At 52.1% G+C, this 23,634-nt stretch carries 17 protein-coding genes; 10 read left to right on the top strand and 7 right to left on the bottom strand.

What is annotated here, in order from left to right; genetic code table 11:
- Positions 1–16: 16 nt before the first annotated feature.
- Entirely contained in the window at positions 17–2,077 is a 2,061-nt protein-coding gene (locus KDM89_RS16420; protein WP_212689010.1) for a M3 family metallopeptidase, read from the bottom strand.
- Positions 2,078–2,079: 2 nt separating this feature from the next.
- On the bottom strand, positions 2,080–2,925 hold the full coding sequence (folD, locus tag KDM89_RS16415; protein WP_212689009.1) for a bifunctional methylenetetrahydrofolate dehydrogenase/methenyltetrahydrofolate cyclohydrolase FolD: 846 nt from the start codon (positions 2,923–2,925) through the stop codon (positions 2,080–2,082).
- A gap of 353 nt (positions 2,926–3,278) precedes the next feature.
- Between folD and KDM89_RS16410 the strand changes: the two genes are divergently transcribed.
- The 4 genes from KDM89_RS16410 (at position 3,279) to lpdA (ending at position 12,606) form a co-directional block, all read left to right on the top strand.
- Positions 3,279–6,062 carry a TonB-dependent receptor gene (locus KDM89_RS16410; protein WP_212689008.1) on the top strand — a complete coding sequence of 928 codons (2,784 nt, stop codon included), beginning with the start codon at positions 3,279–3,281 and terminating at the stop codon, positions 6,060–6,062.
- 323 nt (positions 6,063–6,385) lie between these two features.
- Entirely contained in the window at positions 6,386–9,082 is a 2,697-nt protein-coding gene (aceE, locus tag KDM89_RS16405) for a pyruvate dehydrogenase (acetyl-transferring), homodimeric type (protein ID WP_212689007.1), read from the top strand.
- Positions 9,083–9,153: 71 nt separating this feature from the next.
- Positions 9,154–10,476 carry a dihydrolipoyllysine-residue acetyltransferase gene (aceF, locus tag KDM89_RS16400; RefSeq protein ID WP_212689006.1) on the top strand — a complete coding sequence of 441 codons (1,323 nt, stop codon included), beginning with the start codon at positions 9,154–9,156 and terminating at the stop codon, positions 10,474–10,476.
- 12 nt (positions 10,477–10,488) lie between these two features.
- Entirely contained in the window at positions 10,489–12,606 is a 2,118-nt protein-coding gene (gene lpdA / locus KDM89_RS16395; RefSeq protein WP_212689005.1) for a dihydrolipoyl dehydrogenase, read from the top strand.
- A gap of 289 nt (positions 12,607–12,895) precedes the next feature.
- Here the strand turns inward: lpdA and KDM89_RS16390 are convergent, their stop codons facing one another.
- Complete coding sequence (locus KDM89_RS16390) at positions 12,896–13,318, bottom strand: helix-turn-helix domain-containing protein (RefSeq protein WP_212689004.1); 423 nt, start codon at positions 13,316–13,318, stop codon at positions 12,896–12,898.
- Positions 13,319–13,400: 82 nt separating this feature from the next.
- On the opposite strand from KDM89_RS16390, the gene tmpT reads away from it, so the two are divergent.
- Together tmpT and KDM89_RS16380 are read left to right on the top strand one after the other, a co-directional pair.
- The gene (tmpT, locus tag KDM89_RS16385) at positions 13,401–14,039 is read left to right on the top strand and encodes a thiopurine S-methyltransferase (protein WP_212689003.1); all 639 of its coding nucleotides are present in this window, start codon (positions 13,401–13,403) and stop codon (positions 14,037–14,039) included.
- A gap of 448 nt (positions 14,040–14,487) precedes the next feature.
- Positions 14,488–15,093: a DUF4124 domain-containing protein gene (locus tag KDM89_RS16380; protein WP_212689002.1), complete on the top strand. Its 606-nt coding sequence runs from the start codon at positions 14,488–14,490 to the stop codon at positions 15,091–15,093.
- Positions 15,094–15,102: 9 nt separating this feature from the next.
- Here KDM89_RS16380 and KDM89_RS16375 read toward each other — a convergent pair whose 3' ends face one another.
- Positions 15,103–15,567, bottom strand: a complete 465-nt coding sequence (locus KDM89_RS16375; RefSeq protein WP_212689001.1) for an Lrp/AsnC family transcriptional regulator — start codon at positions 15,565–15,567, stop codon at positions 15,103–15,105.
- 169 nt (positions 15,568–15,736) lie between these two features.
- Between KDM89_RS16375 and KDM89_RS16370 the strand changes: the two genes are divergently transcribed.
- The gene (locus KDM89_RS16370) at positions 15,737–16,963 is read left to right on the top strand and encodes a methionine gamma-lyase (RefSeq protein WP_212689000.1); all 1,227 of its coding nucleotides are present in this window, start codon (positions 15,737–15,739) and stop codon (positions 16,961–16,963) included.
- A 117-nt stretch (positions 16,964–17,080) separates the two neighbouring features.
- Here the strand turns inward: KDM89_RS16370 and KDM89_RS16365 are convergent, their stop codons facing one another.
- Positions 17,081–17,407: a TrbG/VirB9 family P-type conjugative transfer protein gene (locus tag KDM89_RS16365; RefSeq protein ID WP_212688999.1), complete on the bottom strand. Its 327-nt coding sequence runs from the start codon at positions 17,405–17,407 to the stop codon at positions 17,081–17,083.
- Between the two features lie 252 nt (positions 17,408–17,659).
- Between KDM89_RS16365 and KDM89_RS16360 the strand changes: the two genes are divergently transcribed.
- Positions 17,660–18,769 carry an HD-GYP domain-containing protein gene (locus KDM89_RS16360; protein ID WP_212688998.1) on the top strand — a complete coding sequence of 370 codons (1,110 nt, stop codon included), beginning with the start codon at positions 17,660–17,662 and terminating at the stop codon, positions 18,767–18,769.
- 119 nt (positions 18,770–18,888) lie between these two features.
- On the opposite strand, the gene KDM89_RS16355 is transcribed toward KDM89_RS16360, so the two are convergent.
- The gene (locus KDM89_RS16355; protein ID WP_212688997.1) at positions 18,889–20,448 is read right to left on the bottom strand and encodes a DUF4139 domain-containing protein; all 1,560 of its coding nucleotides are present in this window, start codon (positions 20,446–20,448) and stop codon (positions 18,889–18,891) included.
- Positions 20,449–20,685: 237 nt separating this feature from the next.
- On the opposite strand from KDM89_RS16355, the gene KDM89_RS16350 reads away from it, so the two are divergent.
- Together KDM89_RS16350 and KDM89_RS16345 are read left to right on the top strand one after the other, a co-directional pair.
- Positions 20,686–21,648, top strand: a complete 963-nt coding sequence (locus KDM89_RS16350) for an alpha/beta hydrolase (protein ID WP_212688996.1) — start codon at positions 20,686–20,688, stop codon at positions 21,646–21,648.
- A 178-nt stretch (positions 21,649–21,826) separates the two neighbouring features.
- Positions 21,827–22,702 (top strand): DUF2189 domain-containing protein, encoded by an 876-nt coding sequence (locus KDM89_RS16345; RefSeq protein ID WP_212688995.1) that lies wholly within the window; start codon positions 21,827–21,829, stop codon positions 22,700–22,702.
- 27 nt (positions 22,703–22,729) lie between these two features.
- Here KDM89_RS16345 and KDM89_RS16340 read toward each other — a convergent pair whose 3' ends face one another.
- Positions 22,730–23,623: a hypothetical protein gene (locus KDM89_RS16340; protein WP_212688994.1), complete on the bottom strand. Its 894-nt coding sequence runs from the start codon at positions 23,621–23,623 to the stop codon at positions 22,730–22,732.
- Positions 23,624–23,634: the final 11 nt, after the last annotated feature.

Genomic DNA, 23,634 nt, shown 5'->3' with positions numbered 1-23,634 from the left:
AAGAAACTCCGGTGTATCAGGCGGTCATTCCGCTATGCCGCAGTAGTGCGCTGATATCCGGAGCACGGCCGCGAAATGCGGTAAAGGACTCCAGTGCCGGACGAGAGCCACCTGCCTCGAGCACTTCTTTCAGAAACCGTTGTCCGGTTTCTGCGGATAAAGTGCTGCCGTCAGCAGAACGTGATTCTTCGAATGCGGCATACGCATCTGCGGAAAGCACTTCCGCCCATTTATAACTGTAGTAACCGGCTGCATAACCACCCGCAAAAATATGGCTGAACGAATGTTGCATGCGGTTAAAGGCCGGCGGGATCAGAACAGCAAACTGCTTGCGGACTTCGTCGATGACGGATTGCACGGAAGCAGCATCGCTGATTTCCGCCTGATGATGCAGTTTCATATCCAGCAAGGCAAATTCGACCTGACGAAGGGTTTGTAAGCCAGCCTGGAAATTTTTAGCAGCGATCATCTTGTCATACAGGCTGCGCGGTAACGGTTGTCCGTTATCGACATGAGCTGTCATTGATTGCAACACGTCCCATTCCCAGCAGAAGTTTTCCATAAATTGCGATGGCAGCTCGACCGCATCCCATTCAACGCCGGAAATGCCGGAAACAGCCAGTTCATCGACCAGCGTCAGCAAATGGTGTAATCCGTGCCCGAATTCATGGAACAGGGTGATCACGTCGTCGTGTGTAAACAGTGCCGGACGTTGTACGCCGTTCAGAGTGACTGGTGCTGAGAAATTGCAAACGAGATAAGCGACCGGCGTCTGAATACCGTCTTTTAATGCACGTCTGCCGCGAGCATCATCCATCCAGGCGCCACCGCGTTTGCCTGCACGTGCGTACAAATCCAGATAGAACTGACCCAGCAACTGACCATTCCGTTCAATGCGGAAAAATTTCACATCCGGATGCCAGGTTGCGGTTGGCTCAGCCTGAATGCTGACGCCGAACAGACGCTGAATAACATTAAACAGACCTGCCAGAACCTTGTTTTCAGGAAAGTATTCTTTCACTTCCTGTTCTGAAAAAGCGTAACGCTGCTGGCGCAGTTTTTCGGACGCATAGGTGACATCCCACGCCTGAAGATCCGGCAAATTCAGTTCACTGGCGGCAAACGTACGCAATTCTTCCAGATCTTTTTCAGCAAACGGTCGTGCACGCTGCGCCAGATCTTCCAGAAATGCAGTGACCTGTGCCGGAGACTCAGCCATTTTGGCGGCCAGAGATACATCTGCGTAAGCCGGGTAACCCAGCAACTGTGCCTCTTCTTTGCGCAATTGCAGTAACTCGGTCATGACCTGACTGTTGTCCCATTCCGGCTTAGCACCTAATTCGGATGCTTTGGTTGCGTTTGCGCGGTAAATTGCTTCGCGCAGTGAGCGCTGATCTGCGTATTGCAGTACCGGAAAATAGGAAGGGAAATGCAGGGTGAATTTGTAACCCGTTTTACCATCTTGTTCTGCTGCTGCGCGGGCGGCCGCAATCACATCTTCAGGCAAGCCACTCAGCTCGCTGATGTTTTCAACGAACAATCCAAAGTCATTGGTAGCATCAAGCACGTTTTCAGAAAAACGGATCGCTGAACTTGCCTGCTTTTCCTGAATTTCTGCAAAACGTACTTTGTCTGCCTCATTTAGCTCCGCACCGCCGAGCCGGAAATCGCGCAGTGCATGTCCGATGATCGTTTTACGGGCTTGAGGTAACTGATCAAAATCCTTTGCTGCGGCCAGCGCTTTGTACTTTCCGAAAAGTGCAAGGCTCTGACCAACCCGGGTGCCAAACTCGGTGACAGCCGGTTGCATTTCATTGTACGCAGCACGCAACTCGGCTGTGTCAGCCACTGCGTTTAAGTGGGAAATGACGCCCCATACACGACCAAGTCGTTCTGATGCATCATCCAGCGGAACTACAACCTGATCCCATTCGGCAGGTGTTTCTGCCGCGGATACCTGTTCCAGTGCTGTATTCGCCTGTGCCAGTAATTCAGTAATGGCCGGTGCAACATGTTCAGGGCGGATATCCGCAAAACGTGGTAACCCGGAAAAGTCCAGCAAAGGATTGTTGTTCATTCTCAGTTTCTTTCAGCAGCTTCAATCGTATTGACCAGCAGCATCGTGATGGTCATTGGCCCGACGCCGCCCGGTACCGGTGTGATGTAACCAGCGACTTCTTTTATCGCGGCATAATCAACGTCACCACATAACTTGCCTTCATCATCACGGTTCATACCTACGTCGATGACAACTGCGCCTGGCTTCACCATATCAGCGGTGACCAGATTGCGTTTGCCTGTAGCAACAACCAGGATATCGGCGTTACGTGTGTGTGCACCGAGGTCGCGTGTCTTGGAGTTGCAGATGGTGACGGTTGCACCCGCTTGCAAGAGCAACATTGCCTGCGGCTTGCCGACGATGTTGGAAGCACCAACTACCACCGCATTGGCGCCGCGTACCGGATATTGAATCGATTCCAGCATTTTCATCACGCCGTACGGTGTGCAAGGGCGGAATAAAGGCTGGCCTGTCATCAGTGCACCTGCGTTGCTGATATGGAAGCCATCCACATCTTTTTCTGCTGCGATTGCTTCAATGACTTTATTGGCATTGATATGTGCTGGCAGCGGCAATTGCACCAGAATACCGTGAATTTTCGGGTCCTGATTCAGGCGGTCGATATGGCTCAGCAGCGCCTCTTCGCTGAGGTCAGCGTCGTACTTTTCCAGAATGGAATAAAAGCCGCAATCTTCACAGGCTTTTACTTTATTGCGGACATATACCTGAGAAGCCGGATTGTCGCCCACCAGAATTACTGCCAGACCGGGTTGGCTACCTTTTTCAGTCAGGGCAGCGGCGCGGCTTTTAACTTCTGCGCGGATTTGCTGGGAGAGTTCGTTTCCGTTAATGATTTGAGCAGTCATGATGTGCTGAGAGAGGATGGTAAAAAATTTCGTCAGGCAGAATTATAAGTGATCAGCATGTGCTCGCCGGACTGCAGGGGGTAAAAACCGGTTGGACGTCATGCGCAATCGTTTGCGTCAAAAATAAGTAAGAATTCTCAGGATTCTTATGCTGATTTATTGCTAATAAAAGTGGAAATATGTTGCATTTGTGTGACGAAGCAAAGCGTATTAATTGACACTTAAATCACTGCCGTGGCTTCATGTTGATTCTGAAAATCATTTTTCACTGTTTTGGTGATTCGCCGAAATTTGATGGGAAAATTTTCTGCTCGCAGATCAGCATCAAAAATCTAAAACTATGGAGTGTGACGATGTATAGCGAAAAAACGATTGCCAAATCCTTACGGATTTTATTCTCTGGCAGCCTGGTTCTGGGTGCAGGTCTGGCAGCAATGCCGGCGATGGCACAAGAAAAAGTGCAGCGTGTTGAAGTGACAGGTACGAACATTAAACGTGCTGAAGCTGAAACAGCTTCTCCGATTCAACTGATCAGCCGTGCGGATATTGATAAATCAGGTAAAGCGACTGTTGCTGAATACCTGCAAAGTCTGTCTGCGGATGGTGCCGGTTCTTTGCCAACCGGTTTCGGCAATGGTTTTGCCGCGGGCTCTACTGCAATTTCTTTGCGCGGTCTGGGTGCGACATCGACACTGGTGCTGTTGAACGGTCGCCGTATGGCATCGTTCGGTCGTGCAGATGACGGTCAGAAAACCTTCACTGACCTGAGCACTATTCCTATGGAGCTGGTAGAGCGCATCGAGATCCTGAAGGATGGCTCTTCTGCGGTGTATGGTGCGGATGCGATTGCCGGTGTAGTCAACATCATTCTGAAGCAAAACTATCAGGGCATCGTCGCGACTGCGAGCGCAGGTACATCGAAATATCATGACAATAACCAGACAAAAGCTGCACTGACAGTTGGCTTCGGTGACTACGACACTGATCGCTACAATGTCATGGCAAACTTTGAAGTCTATAAATCGAATGAGATTTATAACAAAGACCGTGCAGGTCGTGACTGGATTGGCGCGGGTGATCTGCGTCCTTGGGGTTACCCGATGGCTACGCAGTTTGCTTCCGGCTATATTTCCGGTAACAACTCGGCTGCTGCCAGCCCTGCAGGTTCTATCCGTGATCCGAAAACACTGAACTATGTTTCTCTGCCAGGTTGCGGCACATTGTCGACAACAACAAATCAGGATCCGGGTGGTGGTTGCTTGTGGTATCAGGATCAGTTCCGTTCCATGCAGCCGCAAATCGAAGGCGTGAATATTGCCAGCCGCGGCACGTTCAAAATCAATGAAGATCTGCAGGCATATGCGGAGTTTGGTTACTCTTCCCGCAAAACCGGTTTCAGCCTGACCCCACCAAGTATCACCCCAACCGTAGCGTTCCCGCCAAATGCAGGTAATTCATCCGGTGTGATTAACTATGGCACAAGCATTCTGCTGGCAGCCACACATCCGCAAAACCCATACGGCGTACCTGTACGTGTGCGTTACGCAGCGTTTGATATCGGTGCACAACGCCGTAACGCAGACAATGATTTCAGTCGCCTGGTAGTGGGCCTGAAAGGCGCATACGCTGGCTGGGATTTTGATACAGCTATTCTGCACTCTGAATCCAAGCTGAAGCTGACTTACGAGAACATGCTGAACATGTCCGTGCTGAAGTCTGCGCTGGGTGATCCGACAAGCCAGTATTTCCCTTACTACATCGGTGCACAGGCAAATAAAAACTCTGCAGCTCTGTACAACGCACTGCGTACTACGGCAACCGCTGATGGCAGTACAAGCATGGATATTATCGACTTCAAGGCATCGCGTGAGCTGATGAAACTGCCAGGCGGTTCGATGGGTCTTGCAGTCGGTGCCGAATACCGTAAAGAGAGCTACGATAGCCCTTCCCTGACTGGTACACAGGACGGTTCTATCAACTCCAGCTATGTTGCCGCGAAAGGCGACGAAAAAGTTTACGCTCTGTATGCAGAGATGCTGGCGCCGATCGTTAAATCGCTGGAAGCATCTGCTGCTGTGCGTTACGACAAATACACCAACTTCAATTCCACAACACCAAAACTGGGATTGAAATGGACACCGATGAAAGAACTGGCACTGCGCGGTACTTACTCTGAGGGTTTCCGTGCGCCGGGCGCTGCTGAATCCGGTGCGACCAGCCAGAGCACCGGTTCTGCTACCGTGCGTGATCCTGTTCGCTGCCCGAACGGCACACCACTGCCGGGTGCAACGGCAACAGATTGCTCTCTGACAGTTGCTGCGGTAAAAGTCGGTGATCCGTCATTGCAACCGGAAAAATCCAAAGGCTACACGCTGGGTATGGTTCTGGATCCGCTGCCAAACACATCGATTGCGCTGGATGCATGGAAAATCAAACGTTCTAACGAAATCAATCCGCTGGCTTATGCAGAAGCAGCCGCACTGCCAACAGCGATTCGTCAGGACAACAACCTGACCATCAATGGCGTGGTTGTTCCTAACACCGGTACGCTGCTGATTTCCAAAGCGCCTTACCGTAACTCCAGCTACACCGAAGTACGTGGCCTGGATCTGGATGCGAAACAACGTTTTGCACTGGGTGAATACGGCAAGCTGACTGCAGACCTGCGCTGGACGCACGTTATTTCCTGGAAACGAGTGGAAAAATCCGGTGTTTCTTACGAATATGCAGGCACTCACGGTAACTGCGACACTTCTAACTGCGCTGGTACACCTGCAGACAAAGTGAACTTCGTACTCGGCTGGGACAGAGGTGACTGGAACGTAACCGGTAACGTCAACTACCGCAGCAAAATGAAGAATGTGTATTTTGAAGGCGATCTGTGTGCATCTCAGCTGGCTAACGGTAGTCCTGCACCGACAGCAGACTGCTCGCTTGCTTCCTTCACAACACTGGACCTGTCTTTCCGCTGGAAAGCAATGAAAAACCTGGAAATCTTCGGTTCCGTGCAAAACGTGTTTGACAAAGTTGCACCACTGGATCCGCTGACTTACGGTGGTATGAGCTACAACCCGATGGATGCAAGCGGTGCAATTGGCCGTTATTTCAAAGTCGGTGCGAAGTACACATTCAAATAATGCATGATGTGACTGTGTAACAACAGCAAACATGGAATCCGGATGTTCTTCAGATCCGGTTGAGCAGGGCGATGAGCAATCATCGCCCTGTTTTTTTGTGTTTTTGCACCAGAAAACAGCAAAAAGAACCCTGGAATTTCTTATCGTGAAAAATCAACAGATTTTGTTGCGGCGCAAACAAAATCCCGCATTATGAAATCGCATATCGCTATTTGGAAAATGAAAAAAGGCCTGTTAGAATTCTTCCGTTCTGTAAAAAGTCTAGAAATCTGAATCCCAAAACGCGCTGCTTTCACGAAGCGCATCAACCGGAGACCTGAAACATGTCACCCCAAATTGATAAAGTGCTGGCGCAAGCCGAAAATGATCCCGATGTGATGGAAACCCAGGAGTGGCTGGATGCGCTCGAATCCGTGATTGACGTTGAGGGTCCGGAACGCGCCCACTATCTGATGGAGCGTATGTCTGATCTGGCGCGTCGTCGTGGCGTGGATATTCCGTTTTCGATGAACACAGCGTACATCAACACGATTCCTGCCGACAAAGGTGAACACTGCCCCGGCAATCTGGAAATCGAAGAACGTCTGCGTTCATACATGCGCTGGAATGCGATGGCAATGGTGGTGAAAGCCAACCGTTTTGACGGCGACCTCGGCGGTCACTTGTCTTCCTTTGCATCGCTGGCGAATATGCTGGGCATAGGCTTTAACCATTTCTGGCATGCGCCGACTGAAGAACACGGCGGTGACCTGCTGTATATTCAGGGGCACTCTGCACCGGGTATTTATGCGCGTGCTTTCCTCGAAGGCCGTATCTCTGAAGAGCAATTGTTGCACTTCCGTCGCGAAGTAGACGGCAAAGGTTTGTCTTCTTATCCGCATCCGAAACTGATGCCTGACTTCTGGCAATTCCCGACGGTATCGATGGGCCTGGGCCCGCTGATGGCGATTTATCAGGCACGCTTCCTGAAATACCTGCATGCACGCGGTATTGCTGACACAGCAAAACGTAAAGTATGGGCATTCTGCGGTGACGGTGAGATGGATGAACCGGAATCCATGGGTGCGATTGGTATGGCTGGCCGTGAACAGCTGGACAATCTGGTGATCGTGGTCAACTGTAACCTGCAACGTCTGGATGGCCCGGTACGCGGCAATGGCAAAATCATTCAGGAACTGGAATCCGATTTCCGTGGTGCAGGCTGGAACGTCGTGAAAGTGATCTGGGGCAGCGGCTGGGATGAGCTGCTGGCAAAAGATAAAGACGGCATTCTGCAAAAAGTGATGATGGAAACCGTGGACGGTGAATATCAGAACTACAAAGCGAAAGACGGCGCATACGTTCGTCAGCATTTCTTCGGCAAACATCCGAAACTGCTGGAAATGGTCAGCAAAATGTCGGATGACGATATCTGGCGTCTGACCCGTGGTGGCCACGATCCGCACAAAATCTATGCTGCGTTCAAAGCGGCACAGGAAAACAAAGGTTCGCCAACCGTTATTCTGGCGAAAAGTATTAAAGGTTACGGCTTCGGCAAAGCTGGTGAAGCACGTAACACAGCGCATAACACCAAAAAACTGGATGATGAAGCAATCCGCGCAATGCGCGACCGTTTCCAGTTGCCGATCTCTGATGAGCAACTGCCAGCGATTCCGTTCTTCAAACCAGCCGATGATTCGCCGGAAATGCAATATCTGCAGGAGCGTCGCCGCGCGCTGGGTGGTTATTTGCCGCAACGTCGCCAGAAAGCCGATGAGCAACTGGTTGTGCCTGAACTGAATGCACTTCAGGCGATGCTGGAACCAACTGCGGAAGGCCGTGAAATTTCCACGACCGCAGCCTATGTACGTGTACTGAATGTATTGCTGCGTGACAGCAGTATCGGTCAGCGTATCGTACCGATTATGGTGGATGAATCCCGTACTTTCGGTATGGAAGGTTTGTTCCGTCAGATCGGTATTTTCAGCCAGCTGGGTCAGTTGTACGAACCGGTCGATAAAGATCAGGTGATGTACTACCGCGAAGACAAAGCCGGTCAGATTCTGCAGGAAGGTATTAATGAAGCCGGTGGTATGAGCTCCTGGATCGCTGCGGCGACGTCGTACTCGACCAATAACCGTGTGATGATCCCGTTCTACACCTACTACTCGATGTTCGGTCTGCAGCGTATCGGCGATCTGGCATGGGCTGCCGGTGATATGCGTGCACGTGGTTTCCTGATCGGCGGTACTGCCGGTCGTACCACGCTGAACGGTGAAGGTCTGCAGCATGAAGACGGTCACAGCCATCTGCTGGCTTCCACGATTCCGAACTGCGTACCTTACGATCCGACCTTCGCACACGAAGTTGCCGTGATTATTCAGGATGGTCTGCGCCGCATGGTTGCGAATCAGGAAGACGTGTTCTACTACATCACCGTGATGAATGAGAACTACGCGCATCCTGGTATGAAAGCCGGTCAGGAAGAAGGCATCATCAAAGGTCTGTACCTGTTCCAGAAAGCGGAAGATAACACCAAGCACCGTGTACAACTGATGGGTTCCGGCACGATCCTGCGCGAAGTAATCGCTGCAGCGGATCTGCTGAAAAACGACTGGGGTATCGCTGCTGACGTCTGGTCTGCGCCATCGTTCACTCTGCTGGCCCGTGATGGTCAGGATGCAGAACGTTACAACATGCTGCACCCGACTGAAACTGCACGTCTGCCATACATCACTGAATGTCTGAAAGATACACAAGGCCCGATCGTGGTATCGACCGACTACATGCGTACATACGCAGAACAGGTACGTGCATTTGTACCGCGTGACCGCAGCTATAAAGTGCTGGGAACCGACGGTTACGGCCGTTCCGATACCCGTGCAAAACTGCGTGAATTCTTTGAAGTTAACCGCTACTTCGTGGTGGTGGCTGCACTGAAATCGCTGGCAGATGAAGGTACGTTGTCTGCATCTGTTGTGGCACAGGCGATTGCGAAATACGGCATCGATCCGAATAAACCAAATCCGGTCACTGTCTGATCAGTGGTTCGTCCGCGTCAGTGCTGCATCAGCGGCACTGACAGAACTCTCAGCACTATGGAGCGAAAAGAATGAGCACAATGGAAGTCAAAGTACCGGATATCGGTGATTTCAAAGAAGTGGAAATCATTGAGGTAATGGTCAAAGTAGGCGATACCATCAAAGTCGATCAGTCGCTGATCACTGTCGAATCCGACAAAGCCAGTATGGAAATCCCATCCAGTCACGCTGGTGTGGTCAAAGAATTGAAAGTGAAGCTGGGCGATAAAGTGGCTGAAGGCACGGTATTGCTGGTGGTGGAAGCTGCGGAAGGCGCTGCTGTTGCCGCACCGGTAGCTGCACCTGCACCTGCTGCGGCACCGGTTGCCGCGCCAGCACCAGTGGCCGCTGCTCCGGCACCTGCGCCAGTAGCAGCGCCGGCAGCGGTTGCTGCTGCACCGGTCGCTACTGCACCGGCTGGCAAATCCCACGCATCGCCGTCTGTGCGCAAATTTGCGCGTGAACTGGGTGTTGACCTGAGCCGCGTTGCCGGTTCCGGCGCCAAAGGCCGTATCACGCAGGAAGACGTACAAAACTTCGTTAAAGGCATTATGGCTGGCAGCACTGCGGTTGCAGCGATTGCACCGGCAGCACCGGTCAATGGCAGCGGCGCAGGCCTGAACCTGTTGCCATGGCCATCGCTGGATTTCTCCAAGTTCGGCGAAACCACACTGCAGCCGCTGTCCCGCATTAAGAAACTCAGTGGCCCGAATCTGCACCGTAACTGGGTCATGATTCCGCACGTAACGCAGTTTGAAGAAGCGGACATCACTGAACTGGAAGAATTCCGTAAGTCGTCGAATGACGCGCTGGCTAAATCCGGTGTGAAACTGACGATGCTGGCATTCGTGATCAAAGCATCCGTTGCCGCGCTGAAAAAATTCCCGGCATTCAATGCGTCGCTGGATGCAAACGGCGAAAATCTGATTCTGAAGCAGTTCTACAACATCGGCTTCGCAGCAGATACGCCGAATGGTCTGGTGGTGCCGGTTGTTAAAAACGCAGATAAGAAGAGCGTTTCTGAAATCGCGAAAGAAATGGGTGAGTTGTCAGCGCAGGCTCGTGACGGCAAACTGAAACCGGCAGATATGCAGGGCGCAACCTTTACGATTTCTTCGCTCGGTGGTATCGGCGGTACAGCATTCACCCCGATCATCAATGCGCCGGAAGTCGCGATTCTGGGTCTGTCCAAATCGGCGATCAAACCAGTCTGGGATGGCAAACAATTCCAGCCACGTCTGATGCTGCCGCTGTCGCTGTCTTATGATCACCGCGTGATCGACGGTGCGATGGCTGCCAAATTTGCTGCTTATCTGGCCGATATTCTGGCCGATATGCGTAAGACTTTGCTCTGATAGGAGAGACGCATGAGCCTGATCGAAGTAAAAGTACCGGATATCGGTGACTTCAAAGAAGTCGAAATTATCGAAGTACTGGTCAAAGCTGGTGACACGATCAAGAAAGATCAGTCCCTGATCACCGTGGAATCCGACAAAGCCAGTATGGAAATCCCTGCCAGCCATGCTGGTGTGGTGAGAGAAATGAAGGTCAAGCTGGGTGACAAAGTTGCTGAAGGCAGCATCGTGCTGATCGTGGAAGCAGAAGGCGCCGCAAGTACTGCAGCACCGGCTGCAGCTCCTGCACCGGCGACCACAGCGGCACCAGTTGCTGCGCCTGCAGCGGCTCCGGCAGCAGTAACCGCGGCTGTCAGCGCCATCGTTGAAGTCAAAGTACCGGACATCGGCGACTTCAAAGAAGTGGAAGTGATCGAAGTGCTGGTCAAAGCCGGTGACAGCGTCAAAAAAGATCAGTCGCTGATTACGGTTGAGTCTGACAAAGCCAGTATGGAAATTCCTTCCAGCCACAGCGGTGTGGTGAAGGAAATGAAAATCAAGCTGGGCGATAAAGTAGCTGAAGGCAGTATCGTTCTGGTGCTGGAAACCAGCGAAGGCGGCGTTGCTGCTGCTCCGGTGGCGGCTGCTGCAACTGCAGCGCCTGCGCAATCTGCACCGGCAGCACCGGCAGTCGCAGCACCGGCAGGTTCCAGCTATCAGGGACCGGTCGATATTGACTGCGAAATGATGGTACTCGGCGGTGGCCCGGGTGGTTATTCCGCTGCATTCCGCGCAGCCGATCTGGGCATGCAAACTGTGCTGATCGAAAAATACGCAACGCTGGGCGGTGTTTGTCTGAACGTTGGCTGTATTCCGTCCAAAGCATTGCTGCACGTGGCTGCGGTGATCGATGAAACCTCGCACATGGCAGCGAACGGTGTGAGCTTCGCCAAGCCGGAAGTGGATCTGGACAAACTGCGTGCTTACAAAGACGGCGTCATCAAGAAAATGACCGGCGGTCTGGCTGGTATGGCGAAAGCGCGTAAAGTGAATGTGGTGCAGGGTGTTGGCCAGTTCCTCAGCGCCAACCATATTGAAGTGACCGCAGCAGATGGCAGCAAAAAAGTGGTGCAGTTCAAGCAAGCCATTATTGCCGCTGGTTCATCTGTGGTGAAACTGCCTTTCGTACCGGAAGATCCGCGTATCGTGGACAGCACCGGCGCGCTGGAATTGCGCCAGATTCCTAAACGCATGCTGGTCATCGGCGGCGGCATTATCGGTCTGGAAATGGCAACGGTGTATTCCACACTCGGCGCACGCATCGACGTGGTTGAGATGATGGATGGCCTGATGCAGGGCGCAGACCGCGACATGGTCAAAGTCTGGCAGAAACACAATGAGCACCGCTTCGACAACATCATGGTGAAAACCAAAACGGTTGCCGTAGAAGCTTTGCCGGAAGGGATCAAAGTCAGTTTCGCTGCTGCAGTCGAAGGCGAAAAAGCGCCGGAACCGCAACTGTACGATCTGGTACTGGTTGCTGTTGGCCGCAGCCCGAACGGTAAGAAACTGGCGGCTGATAAAGCCGGTGTGATTGTGAATGAGCGCGGCTTTATTCCGGTTGATAAGCAAATGCGCACCAATGTGCCGCATATCTTCGCGATCGGCGATCTGGTCGGTCAGCCTATGCTGGCACACAAAGCAGTGCATGAAGCGCATGTGGCAGCAGAAGCGGCACACGGCGAAAAAGCTTACTTTGATGCACAGGTGATTCCATCCGTTGCTTACACTGATCCTGAAGTTGCATGGGTAGGTGTGACCGAAGATGAAGCCAAAGCCAAAGGCCTGAAAGTCGAAAAAGGCGTGTTCCCGTGGATGGCTTCCGGTCGTGCGGTGGCCAATGGTCGCGATGAAGGTTTCACTAAACTGATTTTTGATGCGGAAACCAAACGCATTATCGGCGGCGGTATCGTGGGTACCCACGCCGGTGACATGATCGGTGAAGTGGCGCTGGCGATTGAAATGGGGGCAGATGCGATCGATATCGGCAAAACCATCCACCCGCATCCGACCCTCGGTGAATCCATCGGTATGGCGGCAGAAGTGTACAAAGGCGTTTGTACCGATATGCCACCGCAGCGTAAGAAGTAATCATGCTGTGCTGCAGGAGCAATCCTGCAGCAGACAAATCCGGTAGTCAGAAGCCCGTGAATATTGCAACGCAATCTTCACGGGCTTTGTTTTTGTGCGCTGACTTTTCTCTGGCGCGGATACTGATACTGATGCTGAGGATGTTTTTGTGCAGAAATCGTCATTCCCCGATTTTGAAAGCCCGGACTTTCTGCCGACGACCGCCAGATCGCTGTGCTGAACACCGCATTTGAGGCTAAAACGGCGGTGTCGGCCTGTTTTCTCAGCTGCTCCTGCATCTGCTACTGAGTCAGCGCGGTTCTTCCTTCCTGCCACCACGTAATTTCCTTTGCTTGCGCTTCTGCGCTATCTGCAACAGTTGCTGAAACTTCGGACAATCCAGATGCTGCGGGTGAGGGCAGACGGCGGCGTGGGACAGGGCGTTGCGTACTGCTTTCAGCTGGCGTATTTGCTGATCGAGTTCTGCGATTTTTTCATGCAGCGGTTCCCGTGCAATCTGCCCGTCGTCACCCAGCATCGCTGCGATTTCCTGCAGAGAAAATCCGGCTTGCTGACCGAGGCTGATCAGCGCCAGTCTGGACAGCACGGCGGGCGCGTACTGGCGGCGCAAGCCTTTTCTTCCGGCTGACTGTATCAATCCCAGTTCTTCGTAATAGCGCAAGGCCGAAGCGGGTATGCCGCTGGCCTGACTGACTTCGCTGATATCGCGCATCGCTTTCCCCCGCTTGACTTCAAGTTGACTTGAACTGCTATTCTAGGCGCAATCAAAATACATTTTGCAGAAGGAGTACGGAATGGAAGCAGATTTCTGGCATCAGAAATGGGAGCGTGGCGAATTAGGGTTTCATCTGAGTGAAGCCAATCCGCTGCTGGTACAGCATTTCAGCGCGCTCGGTTTGCAGCGCGGGCAAACGGTATTGCTGCCTTTGTGCGGTAAGACCCGCGATATGGTGTGGTTGCTGGAACAGGGTTATCAGGTGCGCGGTGCGGAACTCAGTCAGCTGGCGGTGGAAGCGTTTTTTGCTGAACTGGGTGTGACGCCTGAAGTGTCGGATTGTGGTGCGCTGACTTGCTATCAGGCGGAAAGCATCGCGATTTACTGCGGCGATTTTTTCAGCCTGCAGGCGGATCTGCTGGGGACGGTGGATGCGGTGTACGACCGCGCGGCACTGGTTGCCCTGCCGTCGGACATGCGCAGCGCGTACACCCGGCATCTGCGCGCTTTGTCGGGACATGCACCGCAATTGCTGATTGCGTATGAATACGATCAGCTGGCGGCAGACGGGCCACCGTTTGCGATTCTGCCTGAAGAAATCAGCCAGCATTACGCCGACAGTTATCAACTGCATTTGCTGGACAGGGTGGATGTGGAAGGTGGCCTGAAGGGCAAGGTGGCGGCAACGGAAGCGGTATGGCATCTGACGCCGCTGTAGTCAGCATGGCGGTTGTTGTGGACCGAGTTTGTCCCAACGCCTGAGGGACGCTTTCGCAGCATCTGTCAGCGTCCAGAACTGCCGGAATGTGCCGGAAAGCGCCTGAAAATGCCTCAAATGCAGATTCCGGCACAGCGATCCGGCGGTCGTCGGCAGAAAGTCCGGGCTTCCGGAAATATGTAATGACGATCTTTGCATAGTACGGCCTTCGTTCAGCCTTTGTTGATGCCGATATAAGGGTGCGAACGGACTTGGGTTTGCCGGTAAGCAAGCAATGTTCGTCTGGCAAATAGCTGCTTTTTCGGAGGCGGGTTGGTAGCGGAAGGAAACCTTGTGCATAAATTGCCGCAATCCGCAAAAAATGATTCGCTGCGATGCGTTTTTACATGTCACTGATTCCGGCGGCAGGTAGAATCATGCATTCCGTATAATTTTCTGTTCATCCGGTATGTCGATTTCTCCTTCTCTTCGTTGGATTGTGTGCGCTGTTGGTTTGCTGTGCTGTAGCGCAGCCAGTGCACAGATTCGTAAATGCGTGACGGCCTCCGGTCAGTCCATCTATACCGACAAACCTTGTGAAGCGGCAACGCCGGAAAAAAGTAAGGAAGTGGCTGATCCCGGTGTCGCCAAGCGTTTGTCTGAAATGAATGGCCAGAATGATCTGGACAAGTCGTGCTGGACTATCAACTACCGCATGGGGCAGTGCTATGCGCGGATACAGGAAGATATCCGGATGATTTTTCGTGATCAGTGTGAAATCCCGCAGCGTCGCTTCGTGAAAAATCAGGAAGCAGCGCTGTACAGCAATCGTCGTCAGGCACAGTACGTTGCAAAGCAGCGTGAGGAAGAGCTGGATACGATTGAATACCATCAGCGCCATGCACCGAAAAGCCGTGCGGTGCTGCGTTGTGAAGAGCTGGAAAGCGATACCTGGAAATTCCTGAATCAGAATTTCGCGTCCAAAATCCAGCCGGAAGAGCGTCAGCGTATCGAGTACAAACTGAAATACCAGCCGGAAAAAGCGACAGAAAACCGTTCCGGTTCCCGTCGCTGATCGTTTGTCTTACAGCACCGGCACCACGTCGGTGCGTTTCACTTCTTTCAGCGAAAAGCTGGTCGAAATTTCTTTCACGCCCGGAATGCTGCGGATCTGATTGCGCAGCAGATTCGAAAATTCTTCCAGATCCGCTGCAATCACTTCCAGCATGTAGTCGTATTTGCCGGATAAGTTGTGACAAGCCACGACTTGCTGCAGCGCCACCACTTCGCGTTCAAACGCATTGGTAATTTCCGGAGAATGCCCTTCCAGCTGTAAATGCACGAAGCCGGTCACGCCGAAGCCCATGCGGTTGCGATCCAGCCGTGCGCCATAGCTTTGCACCACGCCTTGCTGCTCCAGCTGACGTACACGTCGCCAGCACGGCGATTGCGACAAGTTCACTTTGTCGGCCAGCTCTGCGATGCTCTGGCGACCGTCACGCTGTAATTCTGTAAGAATTTTTTTATCCGTTGCATCTATCGTTTTCATGGCAAGAATCTTGTTTCATCAGGCTGATTGAGGGATAAATCTGCCTTAGATGCTAGTGGAAGTCTGAGATATTTGCCAGAACTTTGTTTCCTTACAAGCGCAGAATAGGCAGGTAGCGGTCATCCCGCACATCATTGCCGGAACAGGCGAAAACAATAACGGAGACAATATGCAAAACGATGCACAGGCTGCACACAGCCACGATACCGAAGCCGGTTTTGATACCCGCGCCATCCACTTTGGCTATGACGCACAGGCGCATCAGGGCGCACTGGTGCCGCCACTGTTTCAGACCTCGACTTTTTCTTTTCCGAATATTGAATACGGTGCCAAGTGTTTCGCCGGCGAAGAAAAAGGTCATTTCTACACACGCATTTCCAATCCGACGCTGGCTTTGTTTGAAGGACGTATGGCCAGTCTGGAGCAGGGCGGTGGTGCAGTCGCGTTTGGCTCAGGTATGGGCGCAGTGACGGCAACCTTGTGGACGATGCTGGAACCGGGCGATGATCTGATCGCCGATATCACGCTGTATGGCTGCACATTTGCCTTCTTCAATGCTGGTCTGGCGAAATTCGGGATCAATCTGACATACGTTGATATGAACGATCACGCCGCGCTGCAAAAGGCACTGGCGGCCAGCAAGGCGGCGCGTAAAGTCGTGTATTTTGAAACGCCGGCCAATCCGAATATGCGTATGGTGGATATTCCTGCGGTCTGTGCGCTGGCAACCCAGTACGGCGCGAAAACCGTGGTCGATAACACTTACTGCACGCCGTATCTGCAGCGTCCGCTGACGATGGGCGCGGATGTCGTGCTGCACTCTGCCACCAAATATCTGGGCGGACACGGTGATCTGATCGCCGGTGTTGCGGTATTCAAAGATCCTGAGCTGGCGCTGAATGTGCGCGTCTACGGCTTGAAAGATATGACTGGCGCAGCTTTGTCACCGCATGATGCGCAGCTGATTATGCGCGGTATGAAAACCTTGTCGCTGCGTCTGGAACGCCATTGCGACAGCGCAGAAATCATCGCAGAAAAACTGCAGGCGCATACGCTGACCGAAGTGGTGTATTACCCGGGTCTGAAGAGTTTCCCGCAGCATGAACTGGCAAAACGTCAGATGAAGCGTTTCGGCGGCATGATTGCCTTTGAACTGAAAGGCGGTTTGGAAGCCGGTATTCGTTTTATGAATGCACTGAAACTGATCAGTCGTGCGGTCAGCCTTGGCGATGCTGAATCGCTGGCACAGCATCCGGCCAGCATGACGCATGCAACCTACACACCCGAACAGCGTGCAGCCCATGGCATCAGCGATGGACTGGTGCGCTTGTCGGTGGGTCTGGAAGATGTGGCCGATATCTGGGCAGACATCGAGCAGGCTTTACGGGCAGTCTGAACATCCTCAGACTGACACCGGCAACCGGTTACCACCGGTTAACGAAAAATCCCCTGTACAACAGGGGATTTTTTTATGTGAGCTGAACGCGAAAAGCAAGGCCTGCGGAGTGGCAAGTCAGTCTTTTTCCAGAACAATATCCGCAACAGTCTGCTGTCCGTTCAACAGTTTCAGATGACGGAATTTGCGCGGTATCAGCAAATAATCGCCGTGACGTTCACCAGTGAATGCTACCTGACGGCCATCTTCTTCAATGACCACCATTTCCGGTGTCGGAGCACCCGGATTCAGCGTAATACGAACTTCTTCACTGATATCTTCCACAGCCAGTGGCCACAGTGGATTGCTGCTGTCTCCACGAATCACATAGTGGTGTTTCTCCGGCGGATTCACTGCTTTCTGGCAGCCAGCCAGTGTGCAGAGCGAAACGCATACACCCAGCAATATGGCTTTCGAGTACCGGTTTGAGTTGTTCAGGTAATTTGTTGCAGCCCTGCTAAGCATTGTAAGAATTTGTGGCATGAGAGACAGAAATCAATAAGAAATGAAAGTTTATGCACTATAGTAACCTCAATCTCCGGCAATAAGAACAATACATTGTCAGGTGTTGATGCTGCGTCAACCATTGACCGAAGCCTCCACTTTCAGCCATACGGGAGCCAAGGTCTGTTTCGTCTGTCACAGAAAGTGTTTACGATGAATAGCCCAGACACGAGCGCTACCTTTACCTGCCCAGAATTCCTGAATATGGAACGGGCCATCATCGACGAATTTGTCGACTGCACCACCGAATGCCATACCGAGGTCGAAGCCTGCGTCAGAGCACTGAATCAGCATGGCGGCCCCGAATACATCCACCGTATGTTCCGCTCTATGCATTCTCTGAAGGGTAATTGCCAGATGGTGGGGCTGACGCCGTTTAAAGATCTGATGCACAGGGTGGAAGAAATTTTTGCCCAATTGCGCGCAAATCCCGATCAGTACTTTCAGGAGCTCGGCGACTTTCTGCTGATGGCAACCGATCAGATTGTTGATCTTCTTTACGAGTTACTGAAAAACGGACACGCCGATGAAACAAGGCGCGCACTGCTGGCGGGTGTTTGTGAAACCCTGCGTCAGCAAACTGCCGGCGGTTTGCGTCCGGAAGCTTTCCGCGAAGCGATTGAAATGCTGGGCGGACGTGCTGCTGAAAAAATATCCAATGATCGCGGAGAACGTGTCAGCCTGCAGTTGCAGGATGATTTCACTCTGATGCGTTATCTGGCTGAAAAAATCGATGCACTGACAGTATTCCGTAAAGACCGCAATATACGTAGTGTGGATATGGCGCGCGAACTGAATGCCGCACTGGGGCAAATTGTCGATCCACGCCAGCTGGAAGCAGCTGTGCTGATGCATGATATGGGCATGGCCTTCATTCCGCATTCTATCTTCAACAAAGAAACCAACCTTTCGCGCGAAGAAATCCGGATTGTGCAGGAGCATGTGCAAATCGGTGCGCAATTACTGATGCGTCTGGGTGGATGGGATGAAGCGGCGGCTATCGTGCTTGATCATCATGAGCGCTATGATGGAAGTGGCTATCCGAACCATAAAAAAGCGGAACAAATCCATGTTGGCGGGCGTATGCTGACGATCATCGATACGTTCTGCTCCATTACGACAGAACGTTCTGATCGTAGTTATAAGAAGAGCTTACTGAGTGCGATATCAGAAATTAACGCGAATATTCACACGCAGTTTGATCCGAATATCGTTGGTGCTTTTAATGATGTGGTGCGTAGTATGATGATGCGATCTTCTTAATTTTTTAATGTAAAGATTTTCGTTTTTAATTTGATGTTGAATAAAAAAAGGGATCGCTCAGCGATCCCTTTTTGTTTGTGCCGGACAGTACCTTGAACAGTCCGAAGTTTTTCGCGATATCAGCGCAAACCGGTAATGCCGGGTTCTTTCGGAAAGCTGATCTGATAGATTGCCTGCAGATCGCTGCTTTGTCCCGGTGCCAGTGTGAATTTCCAGACGCTGACGCCAGCCTGTTTATTCCAGTCGGTTTCAGTGAATGCCGGAGTGACTTGCTTCTCAACTTTAATATCCTGATGCAATGCCACCGGCGTTGCTTCCAGCACCTGTATCACACGCGGCTGCTGATGCTGATTTGTGATGCGGTAAGCATGTTTCAGCGTTTGCTGCTGGCGGCTGCCGGTAAAGCCTTTGTCTTCCGCATCTTTACGTGTTGGTGTCACGCTGACCAGAATTTTTTCATCTTTACCGAATGGCAGTTCGACTTTATCTTCGGTGCCAAAATTCAGCGGCATTTGCGAAATGTATTCCTGATCACGGTACAGCTGTAATTGACCTTGTGGCCAGCTGCCGGCAGGGCGGTCAAAACGCGCCAGCAGCCATGCACTGTTATTTTGCGCAGGCAGAATGCGTGTCAGCACTTCTGCTGTTTGCTGCACTTGTTCCAGTGCATAACTGAGCTTGCGGCCATCGGAAGGCAGGCTGACTTTACCCGGTACTTTGTATTCAGCGCTGAATGCGCCCTGGAATACGCTGATATCAAAATCAGCTTCCGCCGTACGACGTGAGCCTGTAACAGAAACAGCCTTCGCTGCCATCACGGGCGAGGGGATAGGGACGGGCTTCGGCATGGCATACACTGGTTCCGGCTGGCGTAAATCCAGTTGCCACGCGCTGGCAAACGGCAGACGGTTGAACTGATTCGGTTGTGTGGTCGATAACACCAGATTCACTTGCTGCCATTCTTCACCACTGCGCTGACTGACTTGCGCATGTTTGTCGAAACGCAGATTTCCATTGCGGGTATCTAAAGTGGCGCGGTAAACCGGTGTCCAGCCGGCGCCCGGCACCATGTACTGCAATTGCAGATTGCCTTCCTGCGCGGCAGATACACGGATGCTGACACTGCGCACTTCACGCACATTGCCGGATTGCTCGTCGCGTTCTGCAGTCAGGTTCGCCAGTTCTTTATTCAGCAAACTCAGGCGCCGTTCAGTCTGCGCCTGCTTGTTCAGCAAATCCTGACTCTGGCGGCGTAATGGTTCAACCGCAGTCAGCGGTGCTGCGGCATTTTTGTCGCCGGGAAAACGCCGTAAATAATCCAGTGCAATATTTCCGGCCTGAATCTCTGCATTTCCAGCAGCGATCTGTTCTTCGAGTTCGCGAATACGCTTATTCTGCGGCGAGTCTGCGCATTCCGGTGCCCGCTCAACGGGGATATTCTGTACGCGGATGTCACCAAACCGGATACCGTTGTCGGCCTGTACGCGCAGACTGTCGGTGTCGAATATCGCACTCAGACAAGGGATGGTGATTTCTTTATCGCCAGCGCCGATATGCAGTTGCCGTTCAACTTTTGCCATACCCGGATATACCGTAACCTGAGTGATTTTTGCCTGTGTGCTCTGTGCTTGTGCCAGTACCGGGAGCAAACCCGCAGTCAGTAACAATATAGTGCGCATACCGTTTCCTTTTCTGTGATGAGTCTTCATAACGTCCTAGCGTTATTGTAGTTGACAATATCCTCATGAAAATGACATCTCCGTAGGTCGCTTTGTGGTCGCTTATGGTCGTTTACTGTCGGAACAGTTCATCATTTGGAGAAAAAGCAACAACTGAAAACATGAGATTGTCTGTGCTTGATGCACTGCGCAAACAGGCGTAAGGTGCCGAGTCAGGTTGAATCAATGGAAATAAATATGTTGAAAAAGCTGTTGTTCATGCTGCTCACCGGCAGTCTGCTGTTTGCTGCAGTTGCCAGTGCAAAAGAGTCCGGTGTCAGCGTGCAATCCGGTATTTATACACTGATGGGTTCGCTGGAATTACCGGATCGCGCAGATAAACCACCGGTGGTGCTGATCATTGCCGGTTCCGGCCCGACTGACCGTGACGGCAATACCATAGATTTGAGAAACCCTGCCGGCGGCAAGCGCAATACCCTGCGCATGCTGGCGGAAGGCTTGTCGGAAGCCGGCATTGCGTCTGTGCGCTATGACAAGCGCGGTGTCGGCGCCAGTCATCTGATGTCGGTGCCGGACAATTTGCGTTTTGAAGATTTTGTTGACGACGCTGTAGCATGGCTGAACTGGCTGCAGCAAAGCGGCAGATTTTCGAAAATCATCATCATGGGACACAGCGAAGGCGCGCTGATCGGCATGCTGGCGGCCCAACGCACCGAAGTACAGGCGTTTATTTCGCTTTGCGGTCCGGCAGACAATGTTGGCGATTTACTGCAATGGCAATTGTCGAAGAAAATCACAGCAGCAGACAGCAAGGCGAATCAGCTTTTTCTGCAGCAGTTAAAGCAGGGAAATCTGCAAGCGGAACCGCCATTCTATTTGCGGGATTTATATCCGGTGCATGTGCGCGGTTTTCTGAGTTCAGAAATGGCATACACACCGACAGCGGAAATTCAGAAACTGAAAGTGCCGGTTTTACTGATCGGCGGTACACACGATATTCAAGTGTTGCCTGAGCAGGCGCAGAAACTGGCAAAGGCTCAGCCCGGTGCACAACTGACTGTGATTGAAGGCATGAATCATGTACTGAAACAAAGTCCGGAGGGCGAAATAGCACAAATGCCGACATACAGCAATCCGCTGTTGCCGCTGGCGCCGGAACTCATGCCGGCTGTGTTGTCATTCGTTCGTCAGCTTCCGTAAATACGGCCGCAGTCATTGTGAGGCAGCTCCGGCGCTGCCGTCTTTATTTTCTATTGCGCTGCAGCGTTACGCCCGTATTGTCGCCCCTCCTTTTTCTGCACTAGACTGAGCTATCTGCACCGACAGGCATCCGGTGCATGTTGGCGGCTTTCAGCAGTTCTTTCTGGCAGGAGAGGCTATGACGCATGACGCACAGGGTGACAGCGCACATCCCGATATCACCACAATGATTGATAAAAACACCGCATTTCCGCCTATCCGGCGGGTGACGGTGGCAGCGCCTTTCCGCTGGCTTGCAGCAGGCTGGCGCGATTTGCGTGAATCCGGTGGCAGCAGTCTGTTTTACGGTGTCTGTTTCGCGCTGATGGCAACGCTGATACGCATCGCGCTCAGTAACGCGCCGCAGTTTTTATCGGCACTGACCTGCGGCTTTTTACTGCTGGGGCCATTGCTGGCACTGGGTGTGTATGACATCAGCCGCCGTCTTGAAAATGCACGCTCGGGCTTACTTGGCAGTGTGTTTTCTATGCGTGGTCGCTGGGGCAATATCGGCGTGCTGGCGCTGGTACTGGCCGTGATTATGATGGTCTGGGCGCGCGCGTCGCTGGTGATTTTTGCGCTGTTCTACAACAAAGGCATGCCGACGATGGAGCGCTTTCTGGCGCAGTTATTTTCTATCGAAAATCTGGAATTTGTATTTGTTTATCTGTGCGTCGGTCTGGTGTTTGCCAGTATCGTTTTTGCGATCAGCTGGGTATCAATTGCCCTGATGCTGGATCGTGATACCGACGCCATCACTTCCATGATTATCAGTTGCGTCTCATTATTTATTAATTTTCCGGCAGCGATGCTGTGGGCGGGTATCGTCGTGCTGTTTGTCATTGCCGGTTTTTTTACATGGAATATCGGCATGATTGTACTGATGCCATGGATAGGTCATGCGACCTGGCATGCCTATAAAAACGTAGTAGGGAAGGAAGATGACAGAGCGCAGATGCCGCAGTATCAGTCTTCCGCCGCAGAGCAGACGAGTGAACAAAGCCATGCAGGCTGATTATCAGCCTGCATGGAAATATGGTGCTTAATATTCTGACGACGCAGGGCATTTCACCTTACTGACGGGTTTAATCTCCAGCAATTGCAATTTGCTGTCGATCATCCATGCGCTGACGGGTTTAGATTTGCTGCCTTTTGTTTTGTGATAGCTGTCCAGAAATATCACCAGTGTTTTGTCGTATTTACCATAGATACAGTCGCCTCTGAAGGAAATGCCTTCATCTTTAGCCATTGGCGGTAAAGGCAACGGAAACATTTGCAACGGAGCTTTTGCTTGCTGTGCAGGCGGCAGTTCGCGTGCGATTTCAACACTGTCGATAAAGAATGCAGCCTGTGTGAAACGCTCCAGCGGGATATCGGGAGATACTGATCCGCCGGATTTTGCAAACATTGCGATATGTTTTCCTGCAATACCATCGATCATGATGTTCGACCATGATGACAACAGCTCTTTACGGCTCGGCAGAGAGGGTGTCGCAGTGGCTGCAGTACTTGCAGCAGTAACTGCAGGTACTTGAGTAGCCGGAGTCGTAACAGCACTTACCGGTTTTGCTGCCGCAACAGTGCTGTTCATGCTTGCTGGTTTGGAAGTAATTTCACCTGCCAGTTTATATTTTCCGTCAAAGCTGACATCTCCCCAATTGCTGCTGCACCCTTCTACGTGCATCTGCATGCCGCCCATTGCGCGTTTCAGCGTCATTGTGCAGCGCCCCTGACTGAAGTCCCAGCCACCCGGTGCATCGTTAAGCTTTCCACTGCCACTTCCGCTGCGTGCAGAGCCATTTTTGCTTTTCTCACTGACTTCCAGCGTGAATTTACCATCCGCAGTGATGATTAACTCCCGATTGAAGTGCGCGTCGCTGCCGTCATACACACCCGGTTTTGGGTAAAGGCTGTATTCGGCTGAAAAAGCATTCATGGAAAGTCCTG

It is taken from the genome of Cognatundibacterium luofuense (assembly GCF_018139685.1).
Lineage (GTDB): Bacteria > Pseudomonadota > Gammaproteobacteria > Burkholderiales > Burkholderiaceae_D > Undibacterium > Undibacterium luofuense.
The sequence above is the reverse complement of the archived record's forward strand: the minus strand, read 5'-3'. Positions and strand labels throughout refer to the sequence as shown.